The sequence below is a fragment of the Paenibacillus sp. 276b genome (assembly GCF_900107875.1).
GTDB lineage: Bacteria > Bacillota > Bacilli > Paenibacillales > Paenibacillaceae > Paenibacillus > Paenibacillus marchantiae.
Genome location: NZ_FNRR01000016.1, coordinates 1 through 15,647, shown reverse-complemented (window position 1 = coordinate 15,647; position 15,647 = coordinate 1). Strand labels below are relative to the sequence as shown.

General features: G+C 48.9%; 17 protein-coding genes and 2 tRNA genes. 7 read left to right on the top strand and 12 right to left on the bottom strand.

Annotated elements, in window-relative coordinates:
• Window positions 1-115 precede the first annotated feature (115 nt).
• The 3 genes from BLV50_RS32225 to BLV50_RS32215 are packed head-to-tail and all read left to right on the top strand — an operon-like array spanning window position 116 to window position 2,207.
• Window positions 116-832 (top strand): WecB/TagA/CpsF family glycosyltransferase, encoded by a 717-nt coding sequence (locus tag BLV50_RS32225; protein WP_371129289.1) that lies wholly within the window; start codon window positions 116-118, stop codon window positions 830-832.
• Window positions 833-855: 23 nt separating this feature from the next.
• Window positions 856-1,401 carry an AAA family ATPase gene (locus BLV50_RS32220; protein ID WP_090812054.1) on the top strand — a complete coding sequence of 182 codons (546 nt, stop codon included), beginning with the start codon at window positions 856-858 and terminating at the stop codon, window positions 1,399-1,401.
• The gene (locus BLV50_RS32215) at window positions 1,398-2,207 is read left to right on the top strand and encodes a helix-turn-helix domain-containing protein (RefSeq protein WP_063568146.1); all 810 of its coding nucleotides are present in this window, start codon (window positions 1,398-1,400) and stop codon (window positions 2,205-2,207) included. Before BLV50_RS32220 ends, BLV50_RS32215 begins: the two co-directional genes overlap by 4 nt.
• A 63-nt stretch (window positions 2,208-2,270) precedes the next feature.
• Here the strand turns inward: BLV50_RS32215 and BLV50_RS32210 are convergent, their stop codons facing one another.
• Entirely contained in the window at window positions 2,271-2,804 is a 534-nt protein-coding gene (locus BLV50_RS32210; RefSeq protein ID WP_079697762.1) for an MOSC domain-containing protein, read from the bottom strand.
• Between the two features lie 264 nt (window positions 2,805-3,068).
• Here BLV50_RS32210 and BLV50_RS32205 point away from each other — a divergent pair, with 264 nt between their 5' ends.
• From BLV50_RS32205 to BLV50_RS32195, 3 genes are all read left to right on the top strand, one after another.
• The gene (locus tag BLV50_RS32205) at window positions 3,069-3,425 is read left to right on the top strand and encodes a DUF1304 domain-containing protein (RefSeq protein ID WP_177031311.1); all 357 of its coding nucleotides are present in this window, start codon (window positions 3,069-3,071) and stop codon (window positions 3,423-3,425) included.
• A gap of 119 nt (window positions 3,426-3,544) precedes the next feature.
• Window positions 3,545-4,345 carry a DUF4261 domain-containing protein gene (locus BLV50_RS32200; protein WP_090812050.1) on the top strand — a complete coding sequence of 267 codons (801 nt, stop codon included), beginning with the start codon at window positions 3,545-3,547 and terminating at the stop codon, window positions 4,343-4,345.
• A 230-nt stretch (window positions 4,346-4,575) separates the two neighbouring features.
• The gene (locus BLV50_RS32195; RefSeq protein WP_064642872.1) at window positions 4,576-4,935 is read left to right on the top strand and encodes an STAS/SEC14 domain-containing protein; all 360 of its coding nucleotides are present in this window, start codon (window positions 4,576-4,578) and stop codon (window positions 4,933-4,935) included.
• Between the two features lie 157 nt (window positions 4,936-5,092).
• Here the strand turns inward: BLV50_RS32195 and BLV50_RS32190 are convergent, their stop codons facing one another.
• Together BLV50_RS32190 and BLV50_RS32185 are read right to left on the bottom strand one after the other, a co-directional pair.
• Window positions 5,093-5,587 (bottom strand): GNAT family N-acetyltransferase, encoded by a 495-nt coding sequence (locus BLV50_RS32190; RefSeq protein WP_072735872.1) that lies wholly within the window; start codon window positions 5,585-5,587, stop codon window positions 5,093-5,095.
• Window positions 5,584-6,093, bottom strand: a complete 510-nt coding sequence (locus BLV50_RS32185; protein WP_063568151.1) for a hypothetical protein — start codon at window positions 6,091-6,093, stop codon at window positions 5,584-5,586. The genes BLV50_RS32190 and BLV50_RS32185 overlap by 4 nt, the downstream gene beginning before the upstream one ends.
• A gap of 159 nt (window positions 6,094-6,252) precedes the next feature.
• On the opposite strand from BLV50_RS32185, the gene BLV50_RS33035 reads away from it, so the two are divergent.
• A complete protein-coding gene (locus BLV50_RS33035; RefSeq protein WP_157258625.1) occupies window positions 6,253-6,402 on the top strand; it encodes a hypothetical protein in 150 nt (49 codons plus the stop codon).
• Between the two features lie 83 nt (window positions 6,403-6,485).
• Here the strand turns inward: BLV50_RS33035 and BLV50_RS32180 are convergent, their stop codons facing one another.
• The 9 genes from BLV50_RS32180 to BLV50_RS32140 all read right to left on the bottom strand — a co-directional run bounded on the left by BLV50_RS32180 (window position 6,486) and on the right by BLV50_RS32140 (window position 15,643).
• A complete protein-coding gene (locus BLV50_RS32180; RefSeq protein WP_063568153.1) occupies window positions 6,486-7,499 on the bottom strand; it encodes a LacI family DNA-binding transcriptional regulator in 1,014 nt (337 codons plus the stop codon).
• A gap of 104 nt (window positions 7,500-7,603) precedes the next feature.
• Window positions 7,604-8,413 (bottom strand): 5-deoxy-glucuronate isomerase, encoded by an 810-nt coding sequence (gene iolB / locus BLV50_RS32175; protein ID WP_090812047.1) that lies wholly within the window; start codon window positions 8,411-8,413, stop codon window positions 7,604-7,606.
• Window positions 8,414-8,498: 85 nt separating this feature from the next.
• A complete protein-coding gene (gene iolG / locus BLV50_RS32170; protein WP_090812045.1) occupies window positions 8,499-9,551 on the bottom strand; it encodes an inositol 2-dehydrogenase in 1,053 nt (350 codons plus the stop codon).
• Window positions 9,552-9,620: 69 nt separating this feature from the next.
• Window positions 9,621-11,096 (bottom strand): CoA-acylating methylmalonate-semialdehyde dehydrogenase, encoded by a 1,476-nt coding sequence (locus BLV50_RS32165; protein WP_275078687.1) that lies wholly within the window; start codon window positions 11,094-11,096, stop codon window positions 9,621-9,623.
• A 70-nt stretch (window positions 11,097-11,166) separates the two neighbouring features.
• Entirely contained in the window at window positions 11,167-12,177 is a 1,011-nt protein-coding gene (gene iolC, locus BLV50_RS32160) for a 5-dehydro-2-deoxygluconokinase (protein WP_090812043.1), read from the bottom strand.
• A gap of 111 nt (window positions 12,178-12,288) precedes the next feature.
• A complete protein-coding gene (gene iolE, locus BLV50_RS32155) occupies window positions 12,289-13,191 on the bottom strand; it encodes a myo-inosose-2 dehydratase (protein WP_090812041.1) in 903 nt (300 codons plus the stop codon).
• A 114-nt stretch (window positions 13,192-13,305) separates the two neighbouring features.
• Entirely contained in the window at window positions 13,306-15,171 is a 1,866-nt protein-coding gene (gene iolD, locus BLV50_RS32150; RefSeq protein ID WP_090812039.1) for a 3D-(3,5/4)-trihydroxycyclohexane-1,2-dione acylhydrolase (decyclizing), read from the bottom strand.
• Between the two features lie 318 nt (window positions 15,172-15,489).
• A tRNA-Gly gene (locus BLV50_RS32145) sits at window positions 15,490-15,560 on the bottom strand.
• Window positions 15,561-15,569: 9 nt separating this feature from the next.
• Window positions 15,570-15,643, bottom strand: a tRNA-Pro gene (locus tag BLV50_RS32140).
• Between the last annotated feature and the right edge of the window lie 4 nt (window positions 15,644-15,647).

Sequence of the window (15,647 nt, the reverse complement as noted above, 5' to 3'; positions counted from 1 at the left end):
TGCCAGGAGATCAGATATACTAAAATGGAATGAAATAACAGGAAATGTATACAAGCTGGGGACGGATAGTTAGCATCCAGAAAGGAACTAAAATATGAACCAAACAACAAATATTATGGGAATCCCATTTCCCAATATAACTATGGATCAGACGGTTACGATTCTTGGTGATGTAATCGATCAGAGACAATCCGAACTGTTCCATGTCATCACAGGCAATCCGGAAATCGTCATGTCTTGCCAGAAGGATCAGGCGCTTCGTTCAGTCGTAGATCAGGCAGGTATTGTGACCGCTGACGGCGCGGGCATTGTTATGGTATCCCGCTTTCGGGGTGGACAATTGACCGAACGGGTTACAGGTTGTGATCTGCTTTTTCGTTTGTTGGAGGAAGGAAGCCGGAAGAATTGGTCCTTTTATATGTTCGGGGCAGAAGAAAGTGTCAGTAAGAGGGCTGTGGATGTTATTGCGCAAAACTATCCGGGAGTCGTTGTGCGTGGCAGACATCATGGATTTTTCACAACGGACGAGGAGCAAAGCATTGTAGAAGAAATTCAAGAGGCACAACCTGATTTTCTTATTGTGGCCCTAGGAGCACCCAATGCTGAACACTGGATCAACAAATATCGCCATCAACTCAATGCTCGTGTAGCCATCGGAGTCGGGGGAAGCCTGGATATTCTGGCCGGCAAAACCAAACGAGCACCTGCCATATGGCAGAAGCTTAACTTGGAATGGCTTTATCGACTGCTCAGCCAGCCTTCCAGATGGCGCAGACAACTTATTTTGCCACGTTTCGCTGTTCGGGCGTTGTTGTTCAGAGAGCAAAGGTAATATCAAGGGGGACTGATTACAGAATGATCGGTGAACAATCCAAGATCAAATTCAGGCCAAACAAAATACATATTATCGGCTCAGTCGGCAGCGGCAAATCTACATTGGCCCGCCTCTTATCCGCGAGGTTAGACCTTCCTTATTATGAGCTCGACAACATTGTGTGGCACCGTGTACCTAAAGGACAGGATATTCGCAATAGCCCTGAGAAGCGGGACACACTCCTGCAAAAAGCCGTTTATTCCAATCAGTGGATTATTGAAGGAGTACACTATGAATGGGTGGAAAGAAGTTTCGAGCAGGCTGATCTTATCGTCTATTTGAATACCCCCGTGTGGAAAAGGAATGTGCGCATTCTCAAACGTTTCACAGTACAGAAGCTCGGGCTGGTACAAGGAAATTACCGACAGACTTTCACTATGCTCTGGAAGATGTATAAATGGAGCTATCAACATGACCATAAGGAAAAGGCGCTAATCATGGCGTTTTTGCAGCCTCACCAACATAAATTGTGCATGGTTCGTAACGAAGCAGAATTGACGAGATACCTGGAGGAATCGACGAGATGAAACATGCGGATCATGCTGTCAGACCCAGTATGGGTCTTCTGAATCTGAATGAGGGCGACAAAAGATATTGCCTGACACGTTATGCCCCTTCCGAAGCATTGAGTTCTTTGGTCAAGCATTTCTGGATCGTCTCCTGGGATCTTACCGGGCATGATCCATATCCGCAGCATGTGGTTCCGAATCCCTGTGTCAATCTGGTGGTAGAGCGGGGAAACACCTTTTTCTTCGGTCCATCTGGACAGAAATTCTCCTATCTTGTCCGTGGAAAAGGAAGCGTGTTTGGGGTGAAGTTTAAGCCTGGAGGCTTCTATCCATTCATTCGTACTCCCGTATCCACATTGTATGGAAACCCCTTGGATGTCTCTGGTGTGCTTGGTATCGATGCTCCACTGCTCGAAGAACGTCTGCTCGGGGACGGAAGTGATGCGGACAAAGTCAGTTATATGGATCAGCTACTTTGTAAACATCTTCCTCCTCCTGATGATCAAGCCATTCTGGTTAGCCAGATTGTGCTGTATATTGAGCAGCATCGGGATATGTTGAGAGTCGATGACTTATCTGCTTCCTGGAATATGCACACAAGAAAGCTCCAGCGCCTGTTCAATCAGTATGTGGGCATCAGCCCCAAAATGGTGATCAAGCTCTACCGCCTACAAAATGCTGCTGAGCTGATGGAGCGGGGTGTGAATTGCGATCTGGTTAAGTTGTCCCAGGACCTTGGATATCACGATCAGTCGCATTTTATCAAAGACTTCAAGTCCATAATCGGCAGCACACCTGAAGAATACGTCCATTCCAGAGGATAAACTGAGATTATCTACAGTCGAAGCAAAGGGCTAGACTGCAATGCAAAAACCTGTCCTGAAGCCTCAGGACAGGCGAATAACTTCGATAGTATCTCCGGTACGGATGATGCCTTCACGCTCGACTGAACAGACGATTCCGCGTTTTTTGCGGGCGGCTGGCACGAACTTTTTGCGCAAACCATCCTGTTCGTAGACTTGCTCAATGATCTTTCCAGGGTGTACACAGGGCAGATTCTCCCCTTCGCAGATCAGCCCGGTTCCATCCGGAAACAGAAGTCGGGTCCCGACAGGAAGCTCCGTCAACTTTTCAACGCCACGGATCAGCATGTTGGCACCGAGCCACTCCGGGCGTACTTCAGGAATATTCATCTTCTGTGCTATGAGAGCACATTCCTCTTCTGAGACAATACTGATTTGCCTACGATTTGCGATTGGCGTTCCCCGTTTGTATATTTTCTGGCGGGAGTCCGCCGGGCGCAACAGACCGTAATGCCGATCACTCGGAATTCCAGCGAGCTCAATATCGATAAAAGGTACGACTCGTGTAACAAACGTTGATGGATCATCCGCCAGCAGGACGAATTGAACGGTTCCCACACCCACGCTAATCCCCCCTTTTCCATGAGTAAGTTTACTTCTTTATTGTTCATTATTACCCAATGAATGGATTTTCGACAATCAGCGTATGATTATCTTTGTACTTAATCCGCGGCTTCATTTTAAACGAGAATCATGAACCCATTAACAAATCACACAATTAATTTGTGTAAAATTAAATTTATACTTTCAGTTCGGATGGCAAACATTTATACTGAGTGGGACAAGTAAATAAATGACATATAAGAAAGCAAGGTGTTTCTTTTGATTACTATCATTTTCGTGGCTATTGTAGCCATTGAGCACTTCTACATCATGGTGATGGAGATGTTCCTGTGGACCCGTCCACGCACGATGAAGACCTTCGGTCTTACCCCTGAACTAGCGGAATCCACCAAGTCCCTGGCAGCCAATCAAGGTCTGTACAATGGATTTTTGGCCGCAGGTTTGATCTGGGGTCTCGTTTATCCAGATGCATCCGTCGGACAGCACATTCAGATCTTCTTCCTGGCATGTGTCATTATCGCCGCCCTCTACGGAGGTGTAACCGCTACTCGGTCCATCATTATCAAACAAGGGCTGCCTGCGATTATTGCATTACTTCTCGTTCTTTTCCTCTGATCACCTGATGGCCATTACCATGCCGGGATTCATTAAAAGCTCCAATGTGGTAAGGTATGGTTATAAAGGCATCGGATTATGCCTAATCACTGTGATTGGTCTGGAAAGGAGAACGTTTTATGGGACTGTTTGACAAGCTTCGACGCCGCAAAAAGGAAAACTCCACCGCAGGTGGAGCCGTACATACTGCTCCATATAGCGAAACCATCGTTGGATTTGTTTTGCTGGAACACGAAGATTGTAATTTTGATCACTTCATTAGCACGATGAAAAACGAGTGGAATATTGAGATTGACGAACGTCCGGAGGAAGGCAATCTTTTTTTCGAAGTGGATGGAATGCAAGTGGTGTGTGCACACATTAATGCTCCTATTCCTGACCACGAAGTAGAGGAAAATGCCAAATTAAATGTGCTGTGGCAGGACGCGGTACAAGTCACTTCAAGACATCAATCTCAGATTATTGTTTCTGTACTGAATGCAACTGACGCCATTCAGGCACATATTCTGTTCACCCAAACAGCGAGTGCCTTGCTCCAGCTGGACCATGCGTTGGCTATATATATGGCGCCACTTGTGGTGGAAGCAGGCCAGTACGTGGACATCAGTCGTTTAATCAAGGATGGTGAGCTGCCCGTCTCCCTCTGGATTTTCATCGGACTATTTCAAAGTCCTGAAGGCGCATCGGCCTACACTTATGGGTTACGCAACTTCGGGAAAGAGGAGATGGAAATCACTCAATCCGCAAAGCCGTTAAGTGAAGTATTTGAAATGATGTATATGACTGCGACTTATGTTGTTGAAAACGATGTAACCCTGCATGACGGCGAGACGCTCGGCTTCTCAGCAGAACAAAAGCTGCCCATCAACCGCTCGGAAGGAATAGCCACAGAGGGTAGCAGCTTGAAGATTGGTTTTTAGGCATCGTTAAGAGCCGTCCAGATTCCTCGTGACTGGGCGGCTTTTTTATGTTTGATTTCCGATTTAGCTCATCAACATACGTTTCCCTGAAATTGTATCTGCTAGGAGGACATAGTTCATAAGTATTAGAATATAGTGAACTTTGTTTTCATCTCTGCAAATTGAGGGTATAATTAATAGGTCAATAGACTTATATCGTACATAATATTTTATCGTAAGGGAGTTGCCAAATGTCTGTAAAACGATTGGATTCACCTAAACCTATTATTGAAATAGTTTGGGAAGGGATGGTCTCTCCTGAACAGGTGGAACAAACAAATACCGAGATAAAAAAAATAGCGGAGCAATTGGGTAATTCATTTGATGTGCTGGTGGACATGCGCAATATGAAGGCATTTCCTCAGGATACAAAAGAGAAAATGGTGGAGCACCAGAAGCTGCTGGCACAGTGGGGCATGAAGCGTGCGAGTGTAGCGGTAGGCGGGGCGATTGCCAAAATGCAGCTGAACCGGATCTCCAAAGAATCGCAGCATCAGACCGAATTCCAATGGGAAACATATGATGAAGCTTTGGCTTTTTTATTGAACTAATTAAATAGGGCTGTTATGTGAGCATAATGGAAATATGGTGCGATGAACATGCAGGCATATATATCTTAAGGCGCTTCCCAGCATATAAGGGGAACGCCTTTTTGTATTTTGCAAACTCTCCATATGAAATGAATATGTTCATCTGTTTGCGATAAGATCATGGTTTCATCACGCACACCATCGTTACAGATGTGCCACACATGCCCTGTTCGACGAATCCGAAACGCCGATAAAGCCGAATTGCTTCGTTATCGGGATCAACACTGAGCGAAACGGCGTCAATGTCCCGCTTTCGAGCCTCATCTAACGCCGCCTGAATGAGACGGGTGCCTATTCCTTTGCCACGCGCTGTCTCAACCACAGCCATTCCCATCTCGGGTGTAGCCGCATTTACATAACCATATCCCGCATTCTGCTCATTAAAAAATCGCAACGTCACCGAACCCATACGTTTGCCCTGAGAATCCACGGCGATAAATCCGAAATCTCCCTCTCTCCCCCAACCTTCAACGTACTTGGACATGCCGGGGCTATGAATGATCTCAGGTTCAAAAGGCTCTTCGCCCTCCCGCTTGAACATGGATGCATACAACATCTCCCACAGAAAAGGGATATCCTGCTCTTCAATCGGACGTAATTGATATTCCGTCATTTTTTACCCTCCTTCAAATTGGTAAAGAGGCGTTCCATTTCATTTAAATTAAAATCATTGGTAATTTCATAATTTTCAAGCTTGTCTCTCGTTTTGTATCCGCTATAGATAGAGACGGCATGTTCGTTATAAAACGTAATTCCAAAGCCTTCTGTAAATCGATCTTCTTTCTTCGTCAAAAGCTGCCAGTCATAGTAATATGGGTTCCCCTCCGATCGCTCGGAGATATCTATTTGCTTTACTCTTCTTAATTCGATATCCTTCGCAAGCTTTAATATCTTTCTAATCTCTTGGGGATCTTTAATAGTCACTTCTTCTTCATCGTATGGATCGGTGGTCGGTATTTTTTTGATAATCAGAATGTCCAGTGTATCCAGCATACTCATATGATCCGTGACTTCAGCTCGAAAGGTGGTATGTTGTCTCGAAATGTACATTGGTATCGTAATAGCTGCAATCACGAGTACAACGACCACACCAAGAATGGTTTTGGTTCTTTTTTTCATTGAGCTCTCCTCTCGTTATTGGGTGAATCAGGAAAATTAAAGTTCATTATAAGTATACCACCTCATCCAAATATTGTTCTAGATCATTAAAATAACCCATTAAATACATGCATTTTATAAAGAAAAAACCTCTTCATAATGATCTCCAGTGTTGCAGCCATGTCGGAACAGAGTGCGGCTTCCACGGAAGAGGTTGCTTCTTCCACGCAGGAACAGTTCAATTACATTACAAGCATCTCGGAACGTTCCAATGAGCTGGCGCAGCATGCCAATACACTGTACGAAGAAGTGAAGAAGTTCAAGATTTAACTCAAACAAGCCACGTTCACCCTTAGGTGCACGCGGCTTGTTTTATGTGGACGACGTATATGTTTCAGGACCGGGCTGTAGTCTTAAGATTGATCTGATACCTTTCCTGTTGAGTCTCTAATGACCAATTCAGGCTTCAGGACAATTTTTTGCGGTGATTTACCTTCATCTTTTAGCTCATCAATTAATAAATCAACGGCACGACGCCCCAGATCCTCAATAGGTTGGGCAACCGTCGTCAGAGGCGGACTGGTTACCGAAGCCAGAATCGTATTATCGAATCCGATGATTGATACATCTTCTGGCACACGCAGTCCTAGTTCTTTGGCAGCCTGAAGCGCACCAATTGCCTGCATGTCGTTACAACAGAAGATGCCTGTGGCTCGATTCTTTTCCGTGAGCAGCACGAGCGCCTCTTTTTTGGCTGAACCCAAATCGGCATATGACTCTCTCACCTGATCGGCTTCAAGAGAGTAACCCGCCTGCTCCAATGCTTCACGAAATCCGCGTACACGTTCCTGACTGCTGCTGACTTTGAACGGTTCGGACAGCACCGCTACGTGACTATGACCCAATTCAAGCAGATGCTGTGCTGCCAAGGCGCCACCAAGCCTGTCATCGATCGCAACGGTATGTACCGATAACGACGGCATATGACGGGCAATCAGAGCAACAGGTATCGACTGTTGCAGGAGTGGAGACAGAATCTCGGCATTGTCGATACCTGTTCCGATCATCATGCCGTCGACCCTTTTTTGCTGAAGCAGATTCAAATACCGCTCTACCCGCTCGTCCTTATTATCTGTGCTGCAAATCACGACGCTATAACCCAACTGCCGACTGCGATCTTCTACCGCTCTGGCCAGCTCGGCAAAATACGGATTAGAGATATCGGGCACGAGCAGCCCGAGCGTGTATGTCTGCTTACCCGTAAGTGCAGCAGCAATAGCGCTCGGCTGGTAGTGAAGCCGCTCCATGATCTCCATAATCTCGGCGCGCCGCTTCTCGCTAATTTTACCTTTGCCGTTAATGACCTGTGAGACGGTTGCAATGGATACCCCCGCCTCGCGTGCTATATCATATATGGTTGCTTTCATTGTTATTTCCCCATTTGTGCTATATATAAATTCCCTTATATATAGGTAATCGTTTTCTTCTCATTATGCAGGGGGAAGTCCGCATACGCAACTTGAAGCCAATACTACTTTTTATTCATCAGCCAATCATGGTCCGGGTCGTTATGGAACTTCCAGGTCCGGGTTGGTCCTGCCATCACATTCAGATAGTAGACGTCGTATCCCGGAGGAGCACCTACCGGATGGTATCCACACGGAACAAGCACAACTTCGCCGTTGTTCACTGCAATCGTCTCATCTACAGCTCGATCATCGGTGTATATCCGTTGGATGGCAAACCCCTGCTCAGGCTGCACTCGGAAATAGTACGTCTCCTCTAGCAATGATTCGTCAGGCAGGGCGTCCCGGTCATGTTTATGCGGCGGATAGCTCGACCAATGTCCATCTGGTGTGAACACCTCAACGACAAGCAGACTGTCTGCTTCTTTTTGTTCCGGCAATATATTGTGAATCTGTCGTTCCAGATTGCCGTAACCACGCGTCTCAACACCTACATCTTCCGGGGCAATCAGCCGAGCTGGATACGTGCCTTTACCTGGTGCTGCACATATGGCAATCTCCAATGCGGTAAGAGCTGTTAACTCCACTCGATCTGAACTGGATACGTAAATCGAATACGGAGGAATTTTTTCAAAAACACTCATTCTTTTCCCGATATTCTCCCACGTATATTCACGAGTACTTACATTCGCCAAGCCGCTGAGAAGCACAATACAGAGTTCCTGATCCCCGCTCTCACGAGTTAGGGTCTGTCCCTCCGCAAGCTGCACCACCTGGAACCCAACATATTCCCATCCCGCAGACTCTGGTGTGACCGTCAACAACGTTCCGTCTGCTTTTGGATTCAACACAGGTTTTACTACGCGTTCTGACATGCTTCCTTCCACTCCTTCCGGTATTTATCCGTAATCCTGACGGCTGTCTATTAGATGAAATGAACTTGTTATTTTGAAAATAGCTCTACGGGGCAACCGTCTGCGATTCCACCGACATCCCCGGGACTTCCCGCAGCTTCACAGGTCTGCCTTGTTCCATGGACATGCGCGCGGCGATTGCGATGCGTTCTGCCTGAACGGCATCATTCCCGTTTACGATGACAGGTGTATCGTTCCGAATCGCGTCGATGAAAAGAGCAGTCTCCTGCACGTACGCTTCGTTGTATCTCTCCAGGAAAAAGTGCAGCGGCTTGTCGCGCATCAATCCATTTGCTGTACTAATTTCTGCCGTATTCGGATGATCGTTCGCAGCTGTTGCGCTGCCCAATGAGCCAAATACCTCGACTCGCTGATCGTATCCATATACCGCTTGGCGGCTGTTATCAATGACGCCGATTGCTCCATTTTTAAAACTCAACGTCACAATGGCCGTATCCACATCGCCGTGTTCCGCAAAAACAGGATGAATCAGCACATTGCCCTGGGCATAGACTTCCTCCACCTCACTACCGGACAGATACCGGGCCATATCGAAATCATGGATCATCATATCCATGAAGATTCCGCCAGACACCCGGATGTACTCCGCTGGCGGCGGACTCGGGTCACGAGAAGTAATTTTAATAATATGCGGATCACCAATCGTTCCCTCCTGCACATGTGCACGTACACGTTTGAAGTTATGATCGAAGCGACGATTGAATCCGATTTGCAGCTTTACCCCAGCCTTCTGCACGGCTGCAACAGCTGCCTGAGTCTGATGAAGATCCATACTGACCGGCTTCTCGCAAAAAATGTGTTTGCCCGCCTGGGCTGCCTTTTCAATCAGGGGTACATGCGTATCTGTTGAGGAACAGATCAGCACTGCATCCACATTTGGCATGGCGATCAGCTGGCTGCTATCTGTCGTTACCACCGGAATGCCACGGCTGGAAGCCCACTCCTCCAGCTCGGGTCCTGCAAACAAATCACTGATGCCAACAATCTCGGCATGCGGGTTGCGCATGAGATTGTCCGCATGAATTTTACCAATACGACCAGCGCCGATGATGCCAATTCTCACTTTATCCTTGCCCATTCCGTTATCCTCCCTGTATGTGTCCATGTGGAATCACCATTCTTCCATTGGCTGGTATGCCCTGAGTGACTACCAGCGGGCAGTAACCATCTTTTTGCGAGTATAAAATTCAACGCCATCTGTACCGTTAGCATGCAAATCACCGTAGAACGATTTCTTCCAGCCGGAAAAAGGGAAAAATGCCATTGGCGCAGGTACGCCCAAGTTAATGCCCAGCATGCCTGCATCAATCGTCTCACGGAATTGGCGCATGCTTGCCCCACTGCGGGTGAACAGGCAAGCTCCGTTGGCAAAGTCGGAACGGTTGGCCAGTTCCACTGCTTCCTCCAACGTAGCTACCCTCGCTACCGAGAGCACCGGTGCAAAAATCTCGTCCTTCCAAATCTTCATAGTGCTCTGCACCTCATCAAATACCGTCGGACCAACGAAATAACCGGACTTGCCTGTCGCTTCATCTTTGCGACCATCCCGGATCAGAGCAGCGCCTTCCTGTTCTCCGGATTCAATGTAGCTGAGTGTACGTTCCTTATGCGGACCACGAATGACAGGACCCAGGAATACCCCTTCATCCATGCCGTTACCAATGGTGATACGATCTGCTGCTTCCACCAGCTTTTGCACCAGCGTGTCCGCAACATCGCCGACGGCGACAACAACCGAGCAGGCCATACAGCGTTCTCCGGCTGAGCCGAAGGCCGCACTGGTGATTTCTTTCACCGTCAGATCAAGATCGGCATCCGGCATAACGATCGAGTGATTTTTGGCACCAGCAAGCGCCTGTACCCGTTTGCCATGTGCGGATGCGGTAGTGTAAACATATTCAGCCACAGGCTGTGAGCCGACAAAAGAGATCGCTTGAACATCCTTGTGTTCAAGCAGTCCATTCACGACATCATGCGCACCGTGAACGATATTGAGCACGCCGTCCGGAAGCCCTGCTTCCTTGAACAGCTCAGCCAGACGGCCTGCCAGCAGCGGTGTGCGCTCGGACGGTTTCAGGACAAAGGTGTTGCCGCACGCAATCGCCAGCGGGAACATCCAGCACGGTACCATCATCGGGAAGTTGAAGGGGGTTATTCCCCCAATTACACCGATTGGGTACCGATACATGCCTGACTCCAGCCCGGTGGCGATGTCGGGCAGCTGTTTGCCCATCATCAGGTTCGGGGCGCCTGCCGCGAATTCGACGCATTCGATGCCACGCTGCACCTCGCCGTAGGCTTCCGCGTAGCTTTTACCGTTCTCCAGCGTAACCAGCCGCGCGAGTTCTTCCCAGTGCTCCACCAGCAGCTGCTGGTAACGGAACAGAATCCGTGCACGGCGAGGAACCGGTGTGCCACTCCATGAAGGGAACGCCTCCCGTGCCGTCTGGACGGCCAAGTCCACATCCGCCTGTTCAGACAGCGGTACGTGTGCAATGACCTCTTCCGTAGCCGGATTCACAACCGGCTCCGTACGGGTTGCCGCCGGGGTCACCCAGGCACCCCCGATCCAGTTTTGAACCATTGTCGCTGTTACTGACGCTTCCGAAATCCCTTTTCCCATAGCCCTGTCTCCCTTCGCTTATATGTGCTTGCGTCAATTACGCCATCCACTCCAACTACTTCAACACGCTTCAAGACACCGTAATTTCGCCCCGATTGCAGCGTTCGATATAGTCATTCACTTGTTCCACCGTTGGCATCGCATCCGAGCAGCTGTGGCTGGAGATAACGATACATGCTGCCGCACTGCCAAACGCCATGCTGCGTTCAATCGTCCATCTCTGCATCAACCCATACAGGAATCCCGCCGCGTAGGAATCACCTGCTCCAAACGTCTTCACCACACGCGCAGGGTAGCTGTCCGCTTGATGAGATAGCCCTTCACCTGTATAGGCAATAGAGCCTTCCTTGCCATGTTTGATGACGACAATTTTAGCTGAGAAATCAAACCATTTTTGTGCGGTCACCTGATCGCTATGATCTGGATTATGGTCAAACGTCTCCATCATGTCGAACTCTTCACGTGTGCCCAGGATGATATCGCATTTCTCGGCAGCGAGGTTATAATAGACCGCCGTCTCTTCGGCTGATGTCCATGTGTAAGGACGATAGTCCAGATCGAACACAATGATTGTGCCATGCTTTTTCGCATACGCCAGCGCCTGGAGTACCGCTTCACGCGATGGGCTCTGGGCGAGGGCTGTGCCTGAAATGAGCAAAACTTTGGAGTCGGCAATCAGCTGTTCCTGAACCTCTCTCGACTGCAATAGCAGATCAGCCACATGGTCACGGTACATTAGGATGCTGCAATCGGTTGGACTTTTGATCTCGGTAAAAGCAAGTCCTGTCACCGCTCCGGTATCGTCCGTTACCACATTTGACGTATCGATCCCGTTCCGCTCTAGATAACTGTTGATGAACCTGCCCATCTGGTCATTCGCGATTTTGCCGATAAATGCCGTTTCCATACCGAGCCTGGACATGCCAATCGTGATATTAGCCGGAGATCCGCCCACATACTTCGTAAAGGTCATCGTCTCTTCCATCGGGCGATTGATCTCATTGGCATTCAAGTCGATGCACAGACGGCCAATCGCGGTGAAATCCATCTTCCTGGAATCAGGAAAGGATACGTAAGTCATTGTATTTGAACCCCTTTCTGTGATGGGATTTGAAAAGATACATTCATCAAACTCACACTCATAATCTGGTTTACCTCATGGTATGGCTCTCTCCCAATGGCCATGACTTTATCAGCTGTGTTGGTATAAGGACTCCATATATTGCAACGATCGCCGCGCATACTCATACGGATTATGAATCGCAGGATCCTGTTCCCCTTCAAGCATCGCCCAGCCATCATACCCCCGTGTGACCAACTCCTGCAGAATCGGTGCAAAATCAATACATCCATCTCCGGGAACCGTAAAAACCCCTTTACGAATACAGCCCACAAAATCAGACTGTTCCGCCCGTGCTGCGTCCAACACTTGAGGACGGATATCCTTCAGATGAATATAGGCAATCCGGTCATAATGCTTGCGTAGGAGAGCTAACGGGTCGGCTCCGCCGTAGTAAGCATGACCTGTGTCATAGAGCAAATAAACAAGAGATGGGTCAGTCAGTTCCATCAATTTAACGATCTCTTCCGGTTGCTCAACAACGGTACCGCCATGGTGATGATACGTCAGCTTCAACCCGTGCTCACGGGCGATGGCACCTGCTTCGTTCAGCCCCTCAGCAAAGATGTGCCATTCCGATTCACTGAGCCTCAACACTTCTTTTTCATGTGGTGTCCGCCTTGGGTCAAAATGCAGGGAGCCACCTACTTCCGCCGTGCTGATCACCGTACTGCCCATCGATTGCAGAAACTCCGCGTGTCTGCGATAGCTGTCCAGCTCAGACTGGCGATACGCCGGGTCGGAGAACAATACCGATTTCCACTGGGAAACGAGGCGTATATTGCGCTTGCCCAGCTCCTCCCGCAATGTGTCTGGATCCGTGGGATATTTGCGTCCCATCTCCGTACCTGTCAGGCCAAGTCGCTGAATGTCATCCAGAATCTGTTCACATGTTGTTGCATCACCATGCTCCTTTACATCCTCTCCGACCCAGTTGATCGGATGAATCCCGAGCTGAAATGGCAGCTTGTTCATGGCTCCACGTCTCCTTTTGTGGTTCAACATTTTTGCATCATTCGATTTAACGCGCGCATTCCCATCTATATCATGTTGATTGAAAGTTACTCTTTGGATTGATGATATGCTCAATTAAATGAGTCTAGCTTTGGCACGGTTTGCCTGCATCGCGTGGTGAGCCGTTATCACCTTTTCCTCGTTGGATACTTCCGGCACGCCCACATTCCACCAGGACTCATATCCGCCTGCATTGGTTCCAGGCACGACTGGAATTTCGATCAGTGTAGTCACGGTCTCATTCCGTGCATCTCTGATCGCCTGCTCCAATTGTTCTGTCGTCTCTGCCTTATAGGCTTTGGCTCCAAGGCTGCGGGCATGGGCTGCAAAATCCATAGGCATGTAATCCCCGGTCAGTCGTCCACTCTCCGATTCCCGATAGCGAAATTCATTGCCGAAACCGTCACTTCCGTGCTCCCGTTGCAAATTATGAATACACTGAAATCCGTTGTTGTTGAATAGTAAAATGGTCATCTTCTTCTGTTCCTGCAAGCTCGTCACCAGTTCAGAATGCAGCATTAGGTAACTACCGTCACCCACCATGGCATACACTTCACGATCCGGCTCGGCAAGAGCTGCCCCAAATGCCCCGCTCACCTCATAGCCCATACAGGAGAAGCCGTACTCCATGTGGTATGTTTTCGGTGCAAACGCGCGCCACAGACGGTGCAAGTCTCCAGGCAAACTTCCCGCCGCACACACAATGACGGAAGAAGGGTCAATGGTCCGATTAATTACACCGACCGCGGTCGTCTGTGCCAGTCCTGCCTCATGTTGCAGTCCATAGAGTCGATCCACCTCGGTGTTCCACTCATCCCGCAGGTCGGCGATCTCAGATGTTCCGTATCCACTGTGGTACTGCCGTCCCTGTAAAGCCGCTTGCAAAGCTTGCAGACCTTCCCGTGCATCCGCCAAAATCGCTTCTCCACCCAATTTGGCGGCATCCATGCCGTTCAGGTTAATATTGATGAAGGCCGCTTCGGGATGCTGAAAAGCGGAACGAGACGCCGTCGTAAAATCCGAGAACCGGGTGCCGATTCCGATTACCACATCTGCTTCTCTGGCAAGCCTATTGGCAGCCAGCGAGCCGGTAACGCCGATAGCCCCCACATTAAGTGGGTGGTCCCACGCCAAGGCACTCTTGCCAGCCTGCGTCTCGGCAACCGGAATGCCAAATGCCTCGGCGAATTCAGCCAGCTGTGTAGATGCCTCGGCATACAACACGCCGCCGCCTGCTACGATCAGCGGCTTCCTGCCACGGGCAATCTGCTGCGCTGCCCGTTCTATTGCCGCCTGGACCGGAGGACGACGGTCCAGGTAATGCACCTTGCGGGCGAAGAACGATTCAGGGTAATCGTACGCCTCTGCCTGCACATCCTGCGGCAGCGCCAGCGTTACCGCGCCCGTCTCCGCCGGGTCCATCAGCACGCGCATTGCCTGCGTGGCAGCAATCATCAACTGTTCGGGACGCACGATGCGATCCCAGTATTTGCTGACCGCTTTGAACGGATCAGTGGCTGAAATCGTATAATCGCCGCTTACCTCCAGTTGTTGCAGCACGGGATCTGGTTCACGCGTGGCAAAGTTATCACCCGGAAGCAGTAAAACGGGAATACGATTGACCGTTGCCGTTGCCGCTGCGGTAATCATGTTCAGTGCTCCTGGTCCGATGGACGTTGTGCAGGCATATATCTGTCTACGGTTCTTCTGCTTGGCATAGGCTGCTGCCGTATGTACCATGCCTTGTTCATTTTTACCCTGCATATACGTCAGACTTCCAGAACTACGCTCCAATGCCTCTCCAATACCAGTTACGTTACCGTGACCAAAAATGCCGATAACGCCTTTCACAAACTTGGTTTCCACCCCATCAACGGAAATATATTGCTGATCCAGATATCGGAGCAGTGCCTGAGCCATCGTCAGTCTAATGGTTGTCATGGAATGATCATCTCCCTTCCCTTTACGGGTTAAGCGCTTAATCTACGTTAAGTTTAAGCGCCTTACCCCTAAAGGTTAAGCGCTTAATTGATATAGTATTACAGGCTGAAGGATTAGGCAAGATATTTTTGTAAGCGTTTTACAAAACGGCAAATAAACATAGCTTTATCAATGTGGTATTGTGTATTATCCCACTGTTAATAAAGCTATGATCCGATAAATTAATAGTATTGGAGTGAATGTTCGGAGAGCGATGAAAACGTTAAAGAAATACAAAAAAGAGATGGTTTCTGCCATCTCTTTTTTGTATTTCTTTAAAGCGGGTGATGGGAATCGAACCCACGCTATTAGCTTGGAAGGCTAAAGTTCTACCATTGAACTACACCCGCATGTAAAAATCGGGATGACACGATTTGAACATGCGACCCCCTGGTCCCAAACCAGGTGCTCTACCAAGCTGAGCTACATCCCGTTAT